Raw genomic sequence first — 16,142 nt, 5'->3', positions numbered from 1 at the left:
CTTGTCACCTGTTGGAGGGCGCCTGGGCGGCGGCTGCGGTGGCATACATCCCTGCGACAGCCAGGGCGGCCGGAGTGCGAGGTGAGTGGCGTGCGGATGCGGGCTCGGGCAGTGGTGTCGGGGGCGGTGTCGGGGGTCGTGTGTGCCGGGGTGGTGCTGGCGTGCGGGGGTGCCGTGGCCGCTCCCGGGCGGACTCCCGTTCCCGAGGCCGATCTGGCGTTCCACGGGGTGGCGCAGCTGGACGGGGGCGCGGTCGATCTGCGGCTGACCCCGTGGAACGGCGGCCCCGCCGCCGTGCCGGACGCGACCGTGCGGCTGCGCTGGTCGGTGCCGCTGGCCGCGGCGCAGCAGTTGCCGGCCCGGTGTGTACGGGAGGACGAGCGCACGCTCCTGTGCGCGACGGGCGCGGTGGGCGTGGACGCGGCGGGGGAGCCGCTGCGGGTGCCGGTGCGGCTGGGCGAGCGGTCGTCGGAGGTCACGCTGGAGGTCGACACGGCGTGGGCGGGCGGCGCGGTGGACGGGGACCGGTCGAACGACCGGCTGAAGGTCCTCGTGCTGGACACCGGGGACGCGTACACCTTCTGAGGTCCGGCTCGGCGGGGTGTCGACGGGGGTGGAATACCCGAGGTTGGGTGGCCGTTCGGAAAGCTAAGTTTAGCGGTCAACAACCTAGAGGGTGAGCGAGCCATGCAGTTCGGGATCTTCACGGTCGGCGATGTCACGCCGGACCCCACCACGGGGCGCACCCCGACCGAGGCCGAGCGGATCAAGGCCATGGTCGCCATCGCGCTGAAGGCCGAGGAGGTCGGCCTGGACGTCTTCGCGACCGGTGAGCACCACAACCCGCCGTTCGTGCCGTCGTCGCCGACCACCATGCTCGGCTACATCGCGGCGCGGACCGAGAACCTCGTCCTGTCCACGTCCACCACCCTGATCACCACCAACGACCCGGTGAAGATCGCGGAGGACTTCGCGATGCTCCAGCACCTGGCCGACGGGCGCGTCGACCTGATGATGGGCCGCGGCAACACCGGCCCGGTCTACCCCTGGTTCGGGCAGGACATCCGCCAGGGCATCAACCTCGCCATCGAGAACTACGCCCTGCTGCACCGCCTGTGGCGCGAGGACGTCGTGGACTGGGAGGGCGAATTCCGTACGCCGCTGCAGGGCTTCACCTCGACCCCGCGGCCGCTGGACGGCGTGCCGCCGTTCGTCTGGCACGGCTCGATCCGCTCCCCGGAGATCGCCGAGCAGGCGGCCTTCTACGGCGACGGCTTCTTCCACAACAACATCTTCTGGCCGGCCGACCACACCAAGCGGATGGTCGAGCTGTACCGGGCCCGGTACGCCCACTACGGGCACGGCACGCCCGAGCAGGCGATCGTCGGGCTCGGCGGCCAGGTGTTCATGCGCAGGAACTCGCAGGACGCGGTGCGCGAGTTCCGCCCGTACTTCGACAACGCGCCCGTCTACGGTCACGGACCCTCGCTGGAGGACTTCACCGAGCAGACCCCGCTGACCGTGGGTTCGCCGCAGCAGGTGATCGAGAAGACGCTGGCGTTCCGTGAGTACGCCGGTGACTACCAGCGCCAGCTGTTCCTCATGGACCACGCGGGGCTGCCGCTGAAGACCGTGCTGGAGCAGCTCGACCTGCTGGGCGAGGAGGTCGTACCGGTGCTGCGGGAGGAGTTCGCCAAGGGGCGGCCGGCCGGGGTGCCGGAGGCGCCCACGCACCGGTCCCTGCTCCCCGCGGAGGCGGCGTTGTAGTGGCCGGTTTTTCCGTTTTTCCGCCCGCCCGTCGACCCGGCTCGGCCGGCTGTGAGGCGGCCCTGGCGGGCGGGGCGGAGATGGTGAGAGGACGGAAAGGGGCGGGGTCGGGTTCCACCGTGACGGTGAGAGGGCGGTAAAAAGGGTGATCGTAGGCCCGCCCGCCTCGACCGAACCGCCGCAGGCCTTGGCAAACTGGGGGCGTGCCCCAGACTGTGCTGCTCGCCGAAGACGACCGTGCCATCCGCCATGCCCTGGAGCGTGCGCTGACGCTGGAAGGGTATGCGGTGACGGCGGTCGCCGACGGCGTGGAAGCCCTGGCCCAGGCCCACAAGACGCCGCCGGACGTCCTCGTGCTGGACGTGATGATGCCCGGCATCGACGGTCTGCAGGTCTGCCGTGTGCTGCGCGCCGAGGGCGACCGCACCCCGATCCTCATGCTCACCGCCCTCGTGGAGACCGCCGACCGCATCGCGGGCCTGGACGCCGGCGCCGACGACTACGTCGTCAAGCCCTTCGACGTGGAGGAGGTGTTCGCTCGGCTGCGTGCGCTGCTGCGCCGTACGCTCCCGGTGCCCGCCGGGGCGAACGGCAGCGGTGGCGGGACCGACTCCGTGCGGGCCGACGTCCAGATCTCGGACCGGCAGGTCGAGGCCGCCGGCATCCGTATGGACCTCCAGGCCCGCCGTGCCTGGCGCGGCAAGCGCGAGCTGGAGCTGACCCGCACCGAGTTCGAGCTGCTGGAGCTCCTCGTGCGCAACGCCGGCATCGTGCTCGACCACTCCACCATCTACGACCGGATCTGGGGCTACGACTTCGGTCCGGGCTCCAAGAACCTCGCCGTGTACGTCGGCTACCTGCGCCGCAAGCTCGACGAGCCCGGCGCCCCGCAGCTGATCCACACCGTGCGGGGCGTGGGTTACGTGCTGCGGGAGGACTGAGTGGGCCGTCTCAAGCGGCTCAAGCGGTCGCTGGCCGGGCGCCGGCCGGGGCTCGTCTCCCTGCGCACCACCTTCGTCGTCTCCTTCGCGGCCGTCACCGCGGCGGTCACGATCCTCGTCGGCATCCTGTCGTACAGCTCCGCCGCCCGGCTGGTCCGCGTCGACCAGCAGTCGGTGTTCTCGCAGGTCGTGCAGGACGTACGGGACGAGGTACGGCAGCACGAGATGGTGCCGGAGGACTTCTCGTCGTCCCGGCCGGGGCATGACCTGGTCCGGCCGGCGCGCACCGATGTCCAGGTGCTGGGCGCGCAGGGCCAGATAGTGGACCACGGCAGTCCGAGCCTGCCCGTCACCTCCCGGGACAAGGCGATGGCCCTCGCGCAGACCGCCGGGAAGGTGGTCCAGCACAAGGACGTGCCGGTGGACTCCGACCTGTACCGCATCGCCACCATCTCGCTCGGCGACGGCCGGGGCGCGGTGCAGATCGCCCAGGAGTTCAGCGACACCGAGGACCTGCTGCGCACCCTTCAGCGGCGCACGCTGATCCTGATGGCGGCGGTCGTGGTGGCCGCCGGTCTGTTCGGCTGGTGGCTGGCGCGCCGGATCACCCGGCGCCTGGTGATCCTCACCTCCGCCGCCGAGGACGTGGCCCGCACCCGCCGGCTGGGTATCGAGGTGCCGGTCACCGGGCTGGACGAGGTGGGCCGGCTGGGCCGTGCCTTCGACCGGATGCTGGGCCGGCTCGCGCAGTCCGAGGAGGACCAGCGCCGGCTGGTCCAGGACGCGGGGCACGAGCTGCGCACCCCGCTCACCTCGCTGCGGACGAACATCTCGCTGCTGCGCCGTATCGACGAACTCCCGCCCGAGACCCGTGAGGACCTGGTCGCCGACCTCGGCCAGGAGGCTCGCGAACTGACCGACCTGGTCAACGAGTTGGTCGACCTGGCCGCCGGGCAGTCCGACACCGAGCCGCCGCAGCGCGTCGACCTCGCCGACATCGCCGAGGAGGTGATGGGGGTGGCCAAGCGCCGTACCGGGCGCGAGATCGTGCTCCGTACGAGCGGCGACACGACCACCGACGGCCGGCCGGGGATGCTGCAGCGGGCCATGTCCAACCTGGTGGAGAACGCGGCCAAGTTCGACCGGGACCGCACGTCCCCCATCGAGATCAACATCACCGGGCCGGCCCGCTCGGGGACGGTACGGGTGGAGGTGCTGGACCGGGGGCCGGGTATCGCGGAGGGCGACCTCATCCGCATCTTCGACCGCTTCTACCGGGCCGCCGACGCCCGCTCCCTGCCGGGCTCGGGCCTCGGGCTGTCCATCGTCCGCGAGGTCGCCATGGCGCACGGCGGAGCGCCGTTCGCCTTCCGGCGCGAGGGCGGCGGCTCGGTCATCGGGTTCACCGTGGGCGGCGGGATCGCGTGAACGGCTGAGGACCGACGCAAGCGGCGGACCGTCGGCCGCTGCCGCCGGTCCGCCGCCGCTCGGCCGCTCCCTACGACTTCCCGCCCATACCCGGCAGTTCGAGGAACCCCTCCGCCCGGGCCGAGGCCAGACCGATGCGCGGGATGTCGCTGGACTTGGCGAACAGCAGGAACCGCGGTTCCCAGACCGGGCGGTACTTGGCGTTGGCCCGGTACAGGGACTCGATCTGCCACCAGCGGGAGAAGAAGGTGAGGACCGAGCGCCACAGGCGCAGGACCGGACCGGCACCGAGGCGGGCGCCGCGCTCGAAGACCGCGCGGAACATCGCGAAGTTCAGCGAGACGCGCTGGACCCCCAACTCCTTCGCCTGGAGCAGGAGTTCCACGACCATGTACTCCATCAGGCCGTTCTCGCTGTCGCGGTCGCGGCGCATCAGGTCCAGGGACAGGCCGTGCTCGCCCCAGGGGACGAAGCTGAGCAGGGCGCGCGGTTCGTCGTTCGCGTCGCGGCACTCCAGCATCACGCAGCGGCCGTCCCCGGGGTCGCCGAGCCGGCCGAGGGCCATGGAGAAGCCGCGTTCGGTGGCGCCGTCGCGCCAGTCGTCGGCGCGCTGGACGAGCCGGTTCATCTCCTCTTCGGGGATGTCCTCGTGGCGGCGGACCCGGACCGTGTAGCCGGCCCGCTTGACCCGGTTGTGGGCCTGGCGGACGACACGCATGGCGCGGCCCTCCAGGGTGAAGTCCGCGATGTCCACGATCGCCTCGTCGCCGAGTTCGAGGGCGTCCAGGCCGTGGCGGGCGTAGATCGTGCCCGCCTCCTCGCTCGCGCCCATCACGGCCGGGGTCCACGCGTGCCGGCGGGCCTCCGACAGCCAGGCGTCGATGGCGCCGGGCCAGGCCTCGGGGTCGCCGATCGGGTCGCCGGAGGCGAGGGAGACGGCGCCGACGACGCGGTAGGTGACGGCCGCCTTCCCGGTGGGCGAGAAGATGGCGGCCTTGTCGCGGCGCAGCGCGAAGTAGCCGAGGGAGTCACGGGCGCCGTGCTTGTCGAGCAGCGCGCGCAGCTTCTCCTCGTCCTCGTCGGTGAGCAGCCGGCGCCCGCGCGGGGAGCGGAAGCAGGCGTACAGGACCAGGCAGAAGGCGGCGGCCAGCAGGACGTTGACGATGATGTCGACCCAGCGGGGCGCGTGCACGGAGTCGACCCGGTCGGCGAAGGGGCCGACGCTGACGCCGCGCAGCAGGGTGTAGGCCAGCTCCTCGTACAGGGGACCGCCGCCCGGCACCTTGTTGGTGGCGTGCACGAGCAGCGTGCCGAGACCGCCGGCCACCAGGATCCCGCCGACGCCGGCCGCCAGCGCGAGCTTCGGGTTGGAGGGGTCGCCGACGGCGTTGAACTCGCGGCGGCCGATCAGCAGCGCGACCACGAAGAGGCCGGTGAGGGCGGTGGAGACCCAGTTGAAGACATGGCCGCTGAACGGGTGCTGGGTCAGCGCGAGGACGTACAGCACGAACAGGGGGCCGGCCATCAGCATGTTGACGACCCACGCGGCCCGCTTGCCGCGCCGCATCACCAGCGCCAGGAAGATCGCCGCCGCGGCCGCGGCCAGACCCGCGGTGGCCAGGTACGGCGTGAAGAACTGGCCGGCGTGGTGCGTGTGCGCGTGCACATGGCGGGCGGTGAAGATCTTGCCGTCGTTGTGTTCCTGCACTTCTTTGCGGAACGGCACCGACAGCACCGCGATGATGTTGAAGACGGCGATCAGTCGCAGGTACCAGACGGTGGCCGAAGCCGCCGCCGCGCGCAGCCGGGGGCTGGGCGCGGGCAACTGGAACTCGCGGCGGCTGCCGCGTTGGCCGGGGACCTGCGCGTCGATCACGGTCGACTGCTGTGCGGGCATGGTGACTGGTCACCTTGGGTGGGGAGGGACGGGGAAACGCCGACCCTACAGTTCGTAGGGTAAGCGTGGGTGCGCGTGGTGCGCGGCCCCGATGCGGCGGCACTCACCGGATTCACACGGAGCGGACGGCGATGGTCCGGGCGCCGGGGCTACCGGGAGCGTACCGGCATCCGCTCTTACCTGGATCTGCCTGTTCCCGCCTTCCTGGGAACTCCCTGTGCTCGCCTTACCCGGCCCTTTCTGTGTCCCGGCTGTGCGTCTTACCGGAAATCAACCGGATTTACCCGTGCCGCGCCGGGCCGCCGCCAGGTGCCAGGCCAGGTTGCCCACCGCCGCGCCGGCCGCCACCGCGGCGACGATCACCCCGCCGGTGGCGAGGCCGTCACTGAACAGGTGCGGGCGCCGGTCGAGGCTGTGCAGGCCGAAACCGCACAGCTCGTACACGCCCACGGCGGCGACGATCAGGCTGACGACCAGCAGGGTCACCGTGGGCGCGAGACTGCGCGCACACGCCTCCTCGCCGGTTTTCGTCTCGCTGTCCTGCATGGGTCCCCCGTTGAACAGGCGTGTGGCCGCTGGCGGTTGGGAACCTACAATACGTAGGGTTTCCGGGTGGTCGCGCCGGGCCGGGGTGTCACCGGTGGGGGTGGTGGCCGTTCTCGTGATCGGTTCCGCGGCGAGGTCTCACGTGTGCGACGGCGCCGAGGGCCTCGCGGTGGCGGTGGCGGTGGCATGTGGCGGTGCCGGTCGGGACCGGGACCCCGGCCCCGACCGGCACTTCGCGTGCTAGTCGACGGTGACCGGGCCGTCGTCGTCCGAGGAGCGGCCCTTGCCCGCGCGCAGCTGGAGCAGGCCGCTCGGGTTGGTGCCTCCGGCGGTGCCCGCGGTGCCGGTCTTCTCCTTGTCCTGGCCGCCCAGGTTCTGGCGGACCGAGTCGAGGATCGTCAGGCCCTGCGAGACCAGGCCGGCGGCGATCTCGCCGAGGCCGTCGGCGCCGTTGAGGACGTTGACGTTGGCGCCCGCCAGGCCGCCCGCGGCCTCCTTCACGATCTGCGGGAGCTGGTCGATCAGCATCCGGTCCAGCGCGACCCGGTCGTAGGAGGCCGCGGCCTCCGCCTGGATCTTCATGCGCTGGGCCTCGGCGGCGGCGAGGATCCGGACCCGCTCGGCCTCGGCCTGGGCCGGCTTGACGACCTCGGCCACCAGCTGCTGCTGCCGCAACTCGGCCTGCCTCTGGGCCAGTTCGGTCTGTGCCGCGAGCACCTCCTGCTGGGCGTGGGCCTGCGCCAGCGGACCGGCCTGGGAGGCCTGCGCCTGCGCGCGGTCGACCTCGGCCGAGTACTCGGCCTGGACGACGGCGGTCTGCCGGGCGTACTCGGCCTGCTTGCGGGCCGCCGCCTGCTCCGCCTCGACCGAGGCCTGGGTGGCCTGCGCCTGGGCGATCTGGGCCTGGCGCTGGATGGCGGCCTTGTGCGGGGCGGACATCGCGGCGATGTAGCCGGTGTCGCCGTCGTCGATCGACTGGATCTGGAGCGAGTCGACGATCAGGCCGATCTTCGCCATCTCGACCTTCGAGGTGTCCAGCACCTCGGCGGCGAGCTTCTGCCGCTCGGTGACGATCTCCTCGACGGTCATCGAGCCGATGATGGCCCGCAGGTGACCTGCGAAGATCCGGCCGGTCAGCACCGACATCTGCTCCTGGTCGGACAGGAAGCGCTGGCCGGCGTTGATGATGCTCTCCTGGTCGTTGCCGACCTTGAAGGCGATGACCGCGCGCACGTGCAGGGAGATGCCCTGCTTGGTCACACAGGTCTCGGTGACCTCCGCCTCACACATCGACAGCGTGAGGAAGCGGACCTTGCGAAAGACCGGAAGCACGAACTTGCCGTGGCCCGTGACCACGCGGAACGGAGCGCCCCCCAGTCCCCGCCTGCCTCCCGAGATCAGCATCGCCTCGTCGGGAGCGGGAACGCGGTATCCGAACATGCCTGTACTCCTCAGCTTGCGCCGGCGGTGTCTCCGTCGAGCGCGTCCAATGGATCCACCCACTCGATGACGCCGACCTCGCGGCATCCGCGTGATTCGATCACGAGGACCGTGGAGCCTGCGGGCAGGGGATTCTCGGACCAGGCGAGAAAGGTCTCGGAGCCGCCTCTGACCCGCACGAGCACCTCGCCTGGACCGGCGGTTCCGCGGGTCCCGATGAGCACCTTGCCCATGCAGCCGATCACGGCCTCGTCCTGCGACATCACCGGCCGTCCTCCTCGTCCTGGCCCCAGGATTCCGACGATAACCCCACTACGGCCGGTTCCCAACGGGCAGGAGGGCGTGGCGTACCGGGCGGGCCCGGGGGAGGCGGTACGGCGGCCGGAGCGCCTCGGCGAGGGCCGTTCCCGAAGCGCAGCCGCCACGGGCAGGTTCCCCCGCTCGTTGCGGCTCGCTACGACGACAACGACCGCCAGGGGTACGGGAGTTGATGCGGTTGTCGTCGGCTGACTCCGGGCGGCGGCGAGAACCGGTCCGGTCGGGCCTCGGCTGACGGCGTACGCGTTGTACACCGCTGTGGTCGAGCCGTCGCCGTGGGTGTCGGTGACCGTCGAGCGCAGGCCTCCACCTGCCGCCGGAGAGCTTCACGGCTGCGGCGCGCCAGATCGTGCCGTCGTCCGTCGCCCCTCAGCCGCCCGCCGTGGTTCGGGCCCCACGAGCAGGAGCCGCTCGGCGACGAGCAGTTGAACGAGAAGCCCGCCTGTCCGCTGCCGGCGAGGCCCGAAGACCCCGCCCGATCCGCAAGAAACCCCAGCTCAGGGCCGATCAGGGCCACACAAGGCAATACGGCTGATGCCCCGCCTCATGCAGCCGGTGGCTGAAGTCCTGCCACTCGTGCAGCGAATGGGAGGGGTGCGGGGCTGAGCTGGCACTTCTTGGGCAAACGTGCGGTGACCTGCGGAATTACCTCTCGGTAGTTCTCACGGGTCAACGCTGCTTCCCGGGCTCGTGTGCCCTGGATGTGCCCTGGGACGCTGTTGCCCTGCTGGCCACCGCCTGTGAGGCGATCCGGTGATTACCCCCGGCCGTGCAGGACGGTTCCACACAAGCAATCAGGCTGACGTTTTTCACGTGCGGACGCTGAATTGACCCGGTATTTTCCTACCGAGATGGTGGGAATTGAACCCACGACCTCTTCGTCCCGAATGAGGTTCGATTAATGATCTTTCCTGCCGGGATTGTGTTTACACAGTTCGGGTGGGTGGTTCCGGTTGGTCTCGGGTGGTGTGGAGGGGGTTTCGGGAGCGAGTCGGCTCCCAGATGGCTCCCAGAGCCGAGCACGGCGCCGATGTCCCTACGCCTGGTGCGACAGGCCGTCCAGAAGGAGATCGAGGATCGCTTCTTTATGGAGCGCGACGCCGGGCGCGGTCAGCACGACCGAAGCCGCGGCCTCGCGGACCGTTCTGTAGCCCGGGCCAATGACGGTCAAGGCCGTTCATGCCGGCAAGGCGCGGAGGGCTACGCGTTGATGCTGTGTGCGAGGCACTCTCGACTGTGAGCGGTATTCGGTCAAACCTTCACCGATCCAGGCAGGTTGAGTGCATTGTCGCGTTTGCGGTCTGGTGGTTCCGGGACTTCACCATGATGATGCCCGCCGTGTCAGTGAACGGGGGGCGGGAATGGGGTTCGGTCGGGGACTGCGTGTACGAGAGGGGCGTGCCCCGGAAGGGATGGTCGATGGGCCCGCGGTACCGGTTCAGGCCGGGCCTGTCCCCTCTCGCGGTGGCGGCTCTGGTGAGGTGGACTCGACCTCGTCGGAGGTGACAAGGCTGCTGTGCCAGGCCGTCTACACCCGTCCCGACCGGGTCAAGGCCGTCAAGGCGTGGTGGAGCAAGATCCAGGGCAAGGATCAGAAACCGAACAAGCCGCGGCGCAGTACTCGTAGACGCATCTACTTGGAGGGCAACGACGACTGCCCTCCCCTGGGTGAGCCCATGGCCCAGTGGGTACGTGATCACGTTCTCCACGGCCCGCCGTTGCCTGTTCCCTCGTACGGATTCGACCTAGTGCCCGTCATCGCGCACAGTCTGCGCGCACGGAGACGGCGTCGGCTGCGGCGAACGCTCGTCCTGCTCTTTGCCGTCGGTGTTGCGTACGAGGTCCCCCGGGCAGCCGTCGTGTGGGGCGGCGCCGTTTTGCTGGCTTGCCTCATGTGGTGGGCCGGGCTACGGGCAGCCCGCAAGGGCAAGAAGTCGAGGCTGGCGCCCTCACCCCGTCTGGCGTACCTCGTTCTGTGTGTCCCCTGGATACTCGCCGTAGTGCCCTACGAGCCGATACGCGGCGAGGCGGTCACCCTGCGAACCGGACTGCTCCTGCTGCCGTTCGCCCTGCTGGCCGGAGCCGTACTCATCTGTGCGGGAGATCGCCTCATGGCGCGGGCGGGGTTGTCCAGGATCGTCCGGGACGGCATCGCGTCTGACCGCCTGCCCTGGACGTCGGCGAAGGCCATGCGTCGGATGGCTCTCATCGGCAACGAGCAGACGCGGCTCGAACTGCCCTATGACCATCCGGAAACCTTCGTCGGAGCCGGACGCTACGTATGGGGCGTGGCTGACATCGGTATCCCACTCAAGCCCAAGGACTCAGAGGTATCGATCAAGCCCTTCGGCGAGCGGGAACTGCTGCGGCAGATGGGCGACGCCCTCAGGGAACTGGGCCGTGGCGCACGGGAGATCACCGATCCCCTACCCGGCTTCTCCGTCACGGAGATTCTCGGGCTGCCGTCCGAGCTGTGGCTTCGACGGACCCGTGCCGCGAAGTTGGAGCTGCCGGACCTGCGCGGCCGGGGCCGCCGGTCACCGTCCAGCGTGCCGGACCGGCTCTATTTGCGGGCACAGTGCGTCAGTTGGGACGGCCAGGTCGTGGTCACCCTGTTCGCGCATGCCGCACTGGAGGCAGGCGAACTACGGCTTACCCTGCGCCCGCACGTTATGACGCCTCTCTACAACGAGCTGAGGGTGACGGACTCACCCGTCGTCAAGCGCGGAGCGAGACTTTACGGCTGGGTGGTCGTGCAGTCCCTGTTGGACGCCGTCCACGGCCCCCTCGCACTGTGGCGGCTGGTGACCCGGCTCGCCCTCGGAGCGCAGTCGGAAGGTGGTCGGGCTGAGGAAAAAGATCCGGTCAGCCTCCGGGACCGGTACTCCACCGAAGAAGTCACCGACATGCACCAGGCCGACGATGCGAAGCGGCACGTCGTCCTCATGCAGACCTGCGTCTTCCGCACGGTCTCCGCCTACCTCGAAGAGCTGGGCGTCGACATCGTTGCGTACGAGCGCCAGGTGGCCGCGGTCATCACCAACATCCAGGTCTACGGCGACAACAACGCACCCATCCAGAACGTCGCCGGCAGCGGCATCAGCAATGTCGGCCAGGACAACAAGACTCAAGGAGGGAGAAGTTGATGGTTGTAGGACGTCGCTGCCCCGAACCGGAACAGGGACGGGGCTCGGGCATCAGCATCGGCGGTAACAACATCGCCCCACTCCAGAACGTGGTTGGGCAGAACATCTCGAACGTCCACCAGTCCGCGTCCGTCGAGAGTCCCGCTGTCAGCATGGAAACCGTGCGCGACCTCCTTGCCGCATTCCGAACCGAGGTGGATCAGAACGGATCGGTCCTGCCGAACGCGCAGGTGTTCCGCGCCATGGCGGACTCCATCGACACCTCGCTGACAGCCTCGGATGCACCGGCGATTGGGGCGCTGCGCGGGGCTGTGCAAGCGTTGCCGGCTTTGGTGGCGGGGACCGTGGTGCAGCAGGGGGGTGACGCGCTCGCTCACGCCATTGCTGGATGGCTTGGCTGAGGTGGCGGCTGCGCCAATTCCTGGCTGGTCCGATCGACGATCCCGGTGGTCGGTATCGTCACCGTCTCACGCGACAGCTTGCGGTACATACTTCGCAGGCGCAACTAGCCGAGCCCTTCAGGGCTCGTTGCAGCCTCGGCGACCGATCAAAGCCAGCACTCTCTTCACCATGTTGTCGAGATTCCTCAGGAGGTTCGCGGTCATCCGGACAGGGAGCCGCTCAACCCGGAACGGGCACGAGGGCTCTCTTGTGACGGCTGAAACCACACGGTATCGGCCAATGTCGCGTGAGGCACCTGAAGAGATGGCGTGGAGTTACCGCCTGGAGACTTGATCGCTGGCAGGATCGGTGCCTCTGAGCAGCGTGCACACGCGTACGAATCGAAGTGGTAATGGGGTGGGGGCGGTATGTCCAGAGGGCCGGAGGCCAGGGAGCGCGTTCGCCGGGAGCTCTGGAGGCTGGCAAACGGCATGTGCCAGATATGTCGGCGGGAGTTGGACCCTGGGACTGCCGGACGCACCCCAACGGCTCAGACGGCACACAACGTGGCACTCAGCGATCATGGGCCCCGAGCGGACCCCACCCTGCCGATCGAGGCCAGGAACGCCGTATCGAACCTCCTGTTGTTGTGCTCGACCTGCCACGACATCGTCGACAAGAACAATGGAGAGGCGTACACCGTTGAGGAGTTGTCCAGACTCAAGGCGGAGCACGAGACCTGGACCGCCGCCCTGAGGAAAGCCGGGCAGGCGTGGAGGATGAGCTACAGCAGCATCGACTACCTCAACGTGCCGAGAGTTGCGATGCTTCCGGGCGGGGATGTCGTGCAACAGGCGGCTCAACGTGCCGGCCTCGACCCGACGAGGCAGTTCTCTGGGCAGGGGTTCGCCCCCGGAATGTTCGTCGGGACTGTGCGTCCCGTCTTCGAGTCGTGGCGAGGGCACGCTGTGCCTCTCGGCGAAGCACGTCTGGACGCGATCCGGCAGGGGATGTACGTGGCGTTCAACGCGCCGATGCGTAGCCGCAACGTGTCCAACCGGCCGTTTCCTCGGCCGCTCACCGGAACATGGCAGGACGACCCCTACCTGTCCTTTCGACTGGGCGGACGTACGGTCATGATCCGGTATGACCCGCAATGGCTCACCACCACTACCGCCGGCACGGACTTGGTCAGCGCGGCGACAGAGCAGGCCACCTATGCGGGGATCGGCCTTGTCGTGGGTGAATCCGCCGATGCGATTCGGATCTCCGCGCTGTTCTTCGGGAAGCCGCAAACCGCAGAAGGGGCGTTCATGAAGTACGTCATTCAGGGCGAGGACGAGACCGTAAGGATGGTTTCTGTCGACGACTTCGAGACAGGGTTGTCGTCGCACGGGTCGGGATCGCGGCTGCTGGGCGCTACTCGTGACCCGAGCAACGACGACGTCACTGTGGCACTGCACTTCAACGAACTTGAGGTCGACCCGGGGCAGATCCAGCGTGAGACGTTCCGGCAGCTGATGCGGGTGGTGCCGGAGTTCCGGCGTGATCTCACGGTCGCCGTGGGCAATCTCGTCACCCACTCGGGGCTGACCGGCCTGCCGAAGCCGCTTGACATCGCAGCGGCCCACTTGGCGGGTGAGCCCAAGGTGTGGTCGACGCACTCCATCAACGCTCTGGGCACTCTGCTGGCGGACGTGGAAGTGGCCCTCGCCCTCGTCCGTGGCGTGCGCAGAGGCCAACTCGATGACTTGCACCAAGCGCTCCTGGCTGAGTCGGAGAGCTACCTCGGGGCGGTCGAGGTGAATCTTCGGCGCCCGACACACCAGCATTTCTACGGCGTGAGCCCCCGCTATCGACTCATCGAAGCGGATCTCCGATTGCTGTACAGCGCCAAGGAGTACTACGGGGAACTCGGCGACTGGGATCACAGACCTCACGAACTGCTTGATGAGTGGGAATCGGAGGAGATCTTCAAGAGCGTGGCCTGGGAGGAGGACAAGGAACAAAGCGCTGCTGACGAACGCCAGGCTGAGGAAGAGATGTCCGGGTGGTTGGCCATGATCGACCCGGACGAGGCAGCAGCGGATTGATGGCCCCTGACCCCGTAGGCGTACAGCACTCCCCGCTCGCACCTTGCCGTAGACAGATCCTGAGGACCGTGCTCACCGGTGGCCGGTGGCACGGTGTCCTCCACGGCGAGCACCCGGGGTAGTCCACGGACTATGGCTCGCACCGTGGTGGCCGTGGCCCGGCCAGACGCAGGTCTGACAGGACTTGGTGAGCCAGTTCGAAGGGCTGGTTGCGGGGGCCGTGGGGTACGGAGGTGGCGGATTCGAAGCCGCGCTGTACGGCGAGGGCTCTGGGGCCTACCAGCCCGGTGAGCCGGTAATGCCGCCAGAGGGGAATCGGCCGACGGGCATCGACCACGATGAGGTCGGGCCGACGCCAGACGACCAGCGCCCAGGCTCCCCCGCCGGAGTCCGAGCCCGAGTCGGCCCAGGCCCCGACCAGGGGCGCATCCTCGGCGGCGCCGACTGCTTCGAGTGCCACCAGCGCGGGGTTGCTGAAGCGGCCGATGACATGGAGCAGGAGTCGTCCGTGGCGGTGTACGTCGCGCCCCTTCTCGGCGAGGGACCATACGGCGTCGACGAGGGGATCGTCCTGGACGATGTCCGACGCAACATCGAGCACGGCGGCCTGATCGACTGCCGGGCCGAAGGCTGTGTCGAGCAGCGTCGTGTACTCCGTGACGTACGCGGAGTCCACGGCGGGAAGCAGGTGGCCGACTGGCTGGGAGGCTTCGTTGAAAGCGAGTGTCTCAGGGGTGATCTCGTAGCGTGGGGCGTGGCTTCGGAGCACGGCGAGGGCGACTGCGGCGAGGCTGCCGACCTGGGGCTCGATCCGCTCGGGAAGATCGTTTCGGTTCAGTGCGCGGACGGCCCGGGAGAGCAGCGGGAGCCAGTCGGTGTGTGCCGGAGGCCAAGCGCCGGCCGCAACGGTCCACAGGGTCAGCCGGACGACGAGCATGCGCTCCGGAGGGCCCAACTGGGGAGCGAGGGCGACGAGGCGCTCCACCCAGCGCCGGTATCTACGGCGGACTTCCTGGTCGGCCTGCCGGAGGTCGGGCAGGGTGGCGGTGCTGCTCGCTTCGGCACCGACTGCCTCGGGGTCGTGCTCTGCTGCCACGGCCTCCGCGTCGTCATCGTCGAGGGCGGCTTCGATGTCATCGATGAACCGCTCGTCCCAGGAGACGGGCAGCAGGTCCTGAAAGGGCGTGCTGATGTCGGTGGGCAGGGGGAGCCCCAGCGCGAAGCGCGTGAGCGGATGTCCGACGCGTCCGGCGCATTCGTCCAGATAGCGCTCCCAGCCGTCCTCGTCGCCGTCCAGCGGGGCCGTCGTGACCGCACCGCCAGTGCTGCTGCTCGCGGATACGCCCGCCGGGGTGGGGGTCAGTCCCGTACGGAGGGTTTCCAGGTCGCTCAGGAATCGTTCGGCGAGCCGGGGATCCGCGAACAGGTCGGGAGGCCGTGTCGTGGGGGCCTGGGACTGTGCCGGGGTCATTCGGCGCAGGGCGCGGTCAGGGTCGACGACGAACACGATGTTGCCGAAGCTTGGTACGCCGTCGCTGCCGACTACCAGCAGGCGCACACGGCTGCCCGCATCCGCCGGAGCTGTCACCGTCACCGTGGCCTGGCCGGGCGGGATGTCGGCGATGCGCTCCCATGCCTCCGGCGGTGCTGCCGCCTGAGACAACTCGAGGTGAGCGGTGTCGGAGAGCGGTCGGGCCACGCTGATCTCCAGGCCGTCCGATACGCGTAGGGCACCGAGCAGCAGCGGTCCATTGCCAGCGATGGGGCGAGGGAGGGGCGGGGCCGTGTGCAGCCGGGCGACGGGCTCGTCGGTGCCGTCCGGAAGGAGGGTGGTGGGGGTGGGCGTGATGATGCCGAGTTCGCAGTTGCCGCCCTCGCCCTGGGAAAGCAGCAGGGCCGCGGCGGAGAGATTCGGGCTGCCGGTCAGGGCCCACCGCTGCCCTTCAGAGACCCACTCGACGAGTTTCCCGTGGCGATACCGTTGGTCGTTGTCGCTGATGACGCGTCCGTCGTACTCCTTCACGAGGGCGGCGACCGACGGGCCGTCGAGGTCGCTGAGCCCGGGCTGGTAGGCGAGGGTGAACCGACTCGGACGGAAGCGTTCGAGCAACCGCCGCAGTGCCATGGAGCGCTGGTCGTAGAAGGGCGCGAACACGGCCAGTTCCTCGACGGGCCCCTGCGTCAG

13 protein-coding genes are annotated in these 16,142 nt (G+C 69.2%); 7 read left to right on the top strand and 6 right to left on the bottom strand.

What is annotated here, in order from left to right; all coding sequences use genetic code 11:
* Positions 1-96: 96 nt before the first annotated feature.
* From ACZ4MF_RS33850 to ACZ4MF_RS33835, 4 genes are all read left to right on the top strand, one after another.
* Positions 97-585 (top strand): hypothetical protein, encoded by a 489-nt coding sequence (locus tag ACZ4MF_RS33850; RefSeq protein ID WP_467496125.1) that lies wholly within the window; start codon positions 97-99, stop codon positions 583-585.
* A 102-nt stretch (positions 586-687) separates the two neighbouring features.
* Positions 688-1,767, top strand: coding sequence for an LLM class flavin-dependent oxidoreductase (locus ACZ4MF_RS33845; RefSeq protein WP_467496123.1), 1,080 nt, complete (start codon positions 688-690; stop codon positions 1,765-1,767).
* Between the two features lie 203 nt (positions 1,768-1,970).
* On the top strand, positions 1,971-2,708 hold the full coding sequence (locus ACZ4MF_RS33840; RefSeq protein WP_356035975.1) for a response regulator transcription factor: 738 nt from the start codon (positions 1,971-1,973) through the stop codon (positions 2,706-2,708).
* Complete coding sequence (locus ACZ4MF_RS33835) at positions 2,709-4,136, top strand: sensor histidine kinase (protein WP_467496121.1); 1,428 nt, start codon at positions 2,709-2,711, stop codon at positions 4,134-4,136.
* A gap of 70 nt (positions 4,137-4,206) precedes the next feature.
* Here the strand turns inward: ACZ4MF_RS33835 and ACZ4MF_RS33830 are convergent, their stop codons facing one another.
* From ACZ4MF_RS33830 to ACZ4MF_RS33810, 5 genes are all read right to left on the bottom strand, one after another.
* Entirely contained in the window at positions 4,207-6,033 is a 1,827-nt protein-coding gene (locus tag ACZ4MF_RS33830) for a phosphatidylglycerol lysyltransferase domain-containing protein (RefSeq protein ID WP_467496119.1), read from the bottom strand.
* 270 nt (positions 6,034-6,303) lie between these two features.
* Positions 6,304-6,579, bottom strand: a complete 276-nt coding sequence (locus ACZ4MF_RS33825) for a hypothetical protein (protein WP_362823352.1) — start codon at positions 6,577-6,579, stop codon at positions 6,304-6,306.
* Positions 6,580-6,819: 240 nt separating this feature from the next.
* Complete coding sequence (locus ACZ4MF_RS33820; protein WP_467496117.1) at positions 6,820-8,019, bottom strand: flotillin family protein; 1,200 nt, start codon at positions 8,017-8,019, stop codon at positions 6,820-6,822.
* Between the two features lie 11 nt (positions 8,020-8,030).
* The gene (locus ACZ4MF_RS33815) at positions 8,031-8,282 is read right to left on the bottom strand and encodes a hypothetical protein (RefSeq protein WP_467496115.1); all 252 of its coding nucleotides are present in this window, start codon (positions 8,280-8,282) and stop codon (positions 8,031-8,033) included.
* A 1,091-nt stretch (positions 8,283-9,373) separates the two neighbouring features.
* The gene (locus ACZ4MF_RS33810) at positions 9,374-9,508 is read right to left on the bottom strand and encodes a hypothetical protein (protein WP_467496114.1); all 135 of its coding nucleotides are present in this window, start codon (positions 9,506-9,508) and stop codon (positions 9,374-9,376) included.
* A gap of 940 nt (positions 9,509-10,448) precedes the next feature.
* Between ACZ4MF_RS33810 and ACZ4MF_RS33805 the strand changes: the two genes are divergently transcribed.
* The 3 genes from ACZ4MF_RS33805 to ACZ4MF_RS33795 all read left to right on the top strand — a co-directional run bounded on the left by ACZ4MF_RS33805 (position 10,449) and on the right by ACZ4MF_RS33795 (position 13,957).
* Positions 10,449-11,483 carry a hypothetical protein gene (locus ACZ4MF_RS33805; protein WP_467496112.1) on the top strand — a complete coding sequence of 345 codons (1,035 nt, stop codon included), beginning with the start codon at positions 10,449-10,451 and terminating at the stop codon, positions 11,481-11,483.
* A complete protein-coding gene (locus tag ACZ4MF_RS33800; protein WP_467496182.1) occupies positions 11,483-11,884 on the top strand; it encodes a hypothetical protein in 402 nt (133 codons plus the stop codon). The genes ACZ4MF_RS33805 and ACZ4MF_RS33800 overlap by 1 nt, the downstream gene beginning before the upstream one ends.
* Before the next feature lie 546 nt (positions 11,885-12,430).
* Positions 12,431-13,957, top strand: a complete 1,527-nt coding sequence (locus ACZ4MF_RS33795) for a hypothetical protein (RefSeq protein ID WP_467496110.1) — start codon at positions 12,431-12,433, stop codon at positions 13,955-13,957.
* Between the two features lie 130 nt (positions 13,958-14,087).
* On the opposite strand, the gene ACZ4MF_RS33790 is transcribed toward ACZ4MF_RS33795, so the two are convergent.
* Positions 14,088-16,112, bottom strand: a complete 2,025-nt coding sequence (locus tag ACZ4MF_RS33790; RefSeq protein WP_467496108.1) for a hypothetical protein — start codon at positions 16,110-16,112, stop codon at positions 14,088-14,090.
* Between the last annotated feature and the right edge of the window lie 30 nt (positions 16,113-16,142).

Source organism: Streptomyces sp. NPDC025793 (assembly GCF_055558375.1).
Note: the sequence above shows the minus strand (reverse complement) of the source record. Positions and strands in the feature narration are given on the sequence as shown.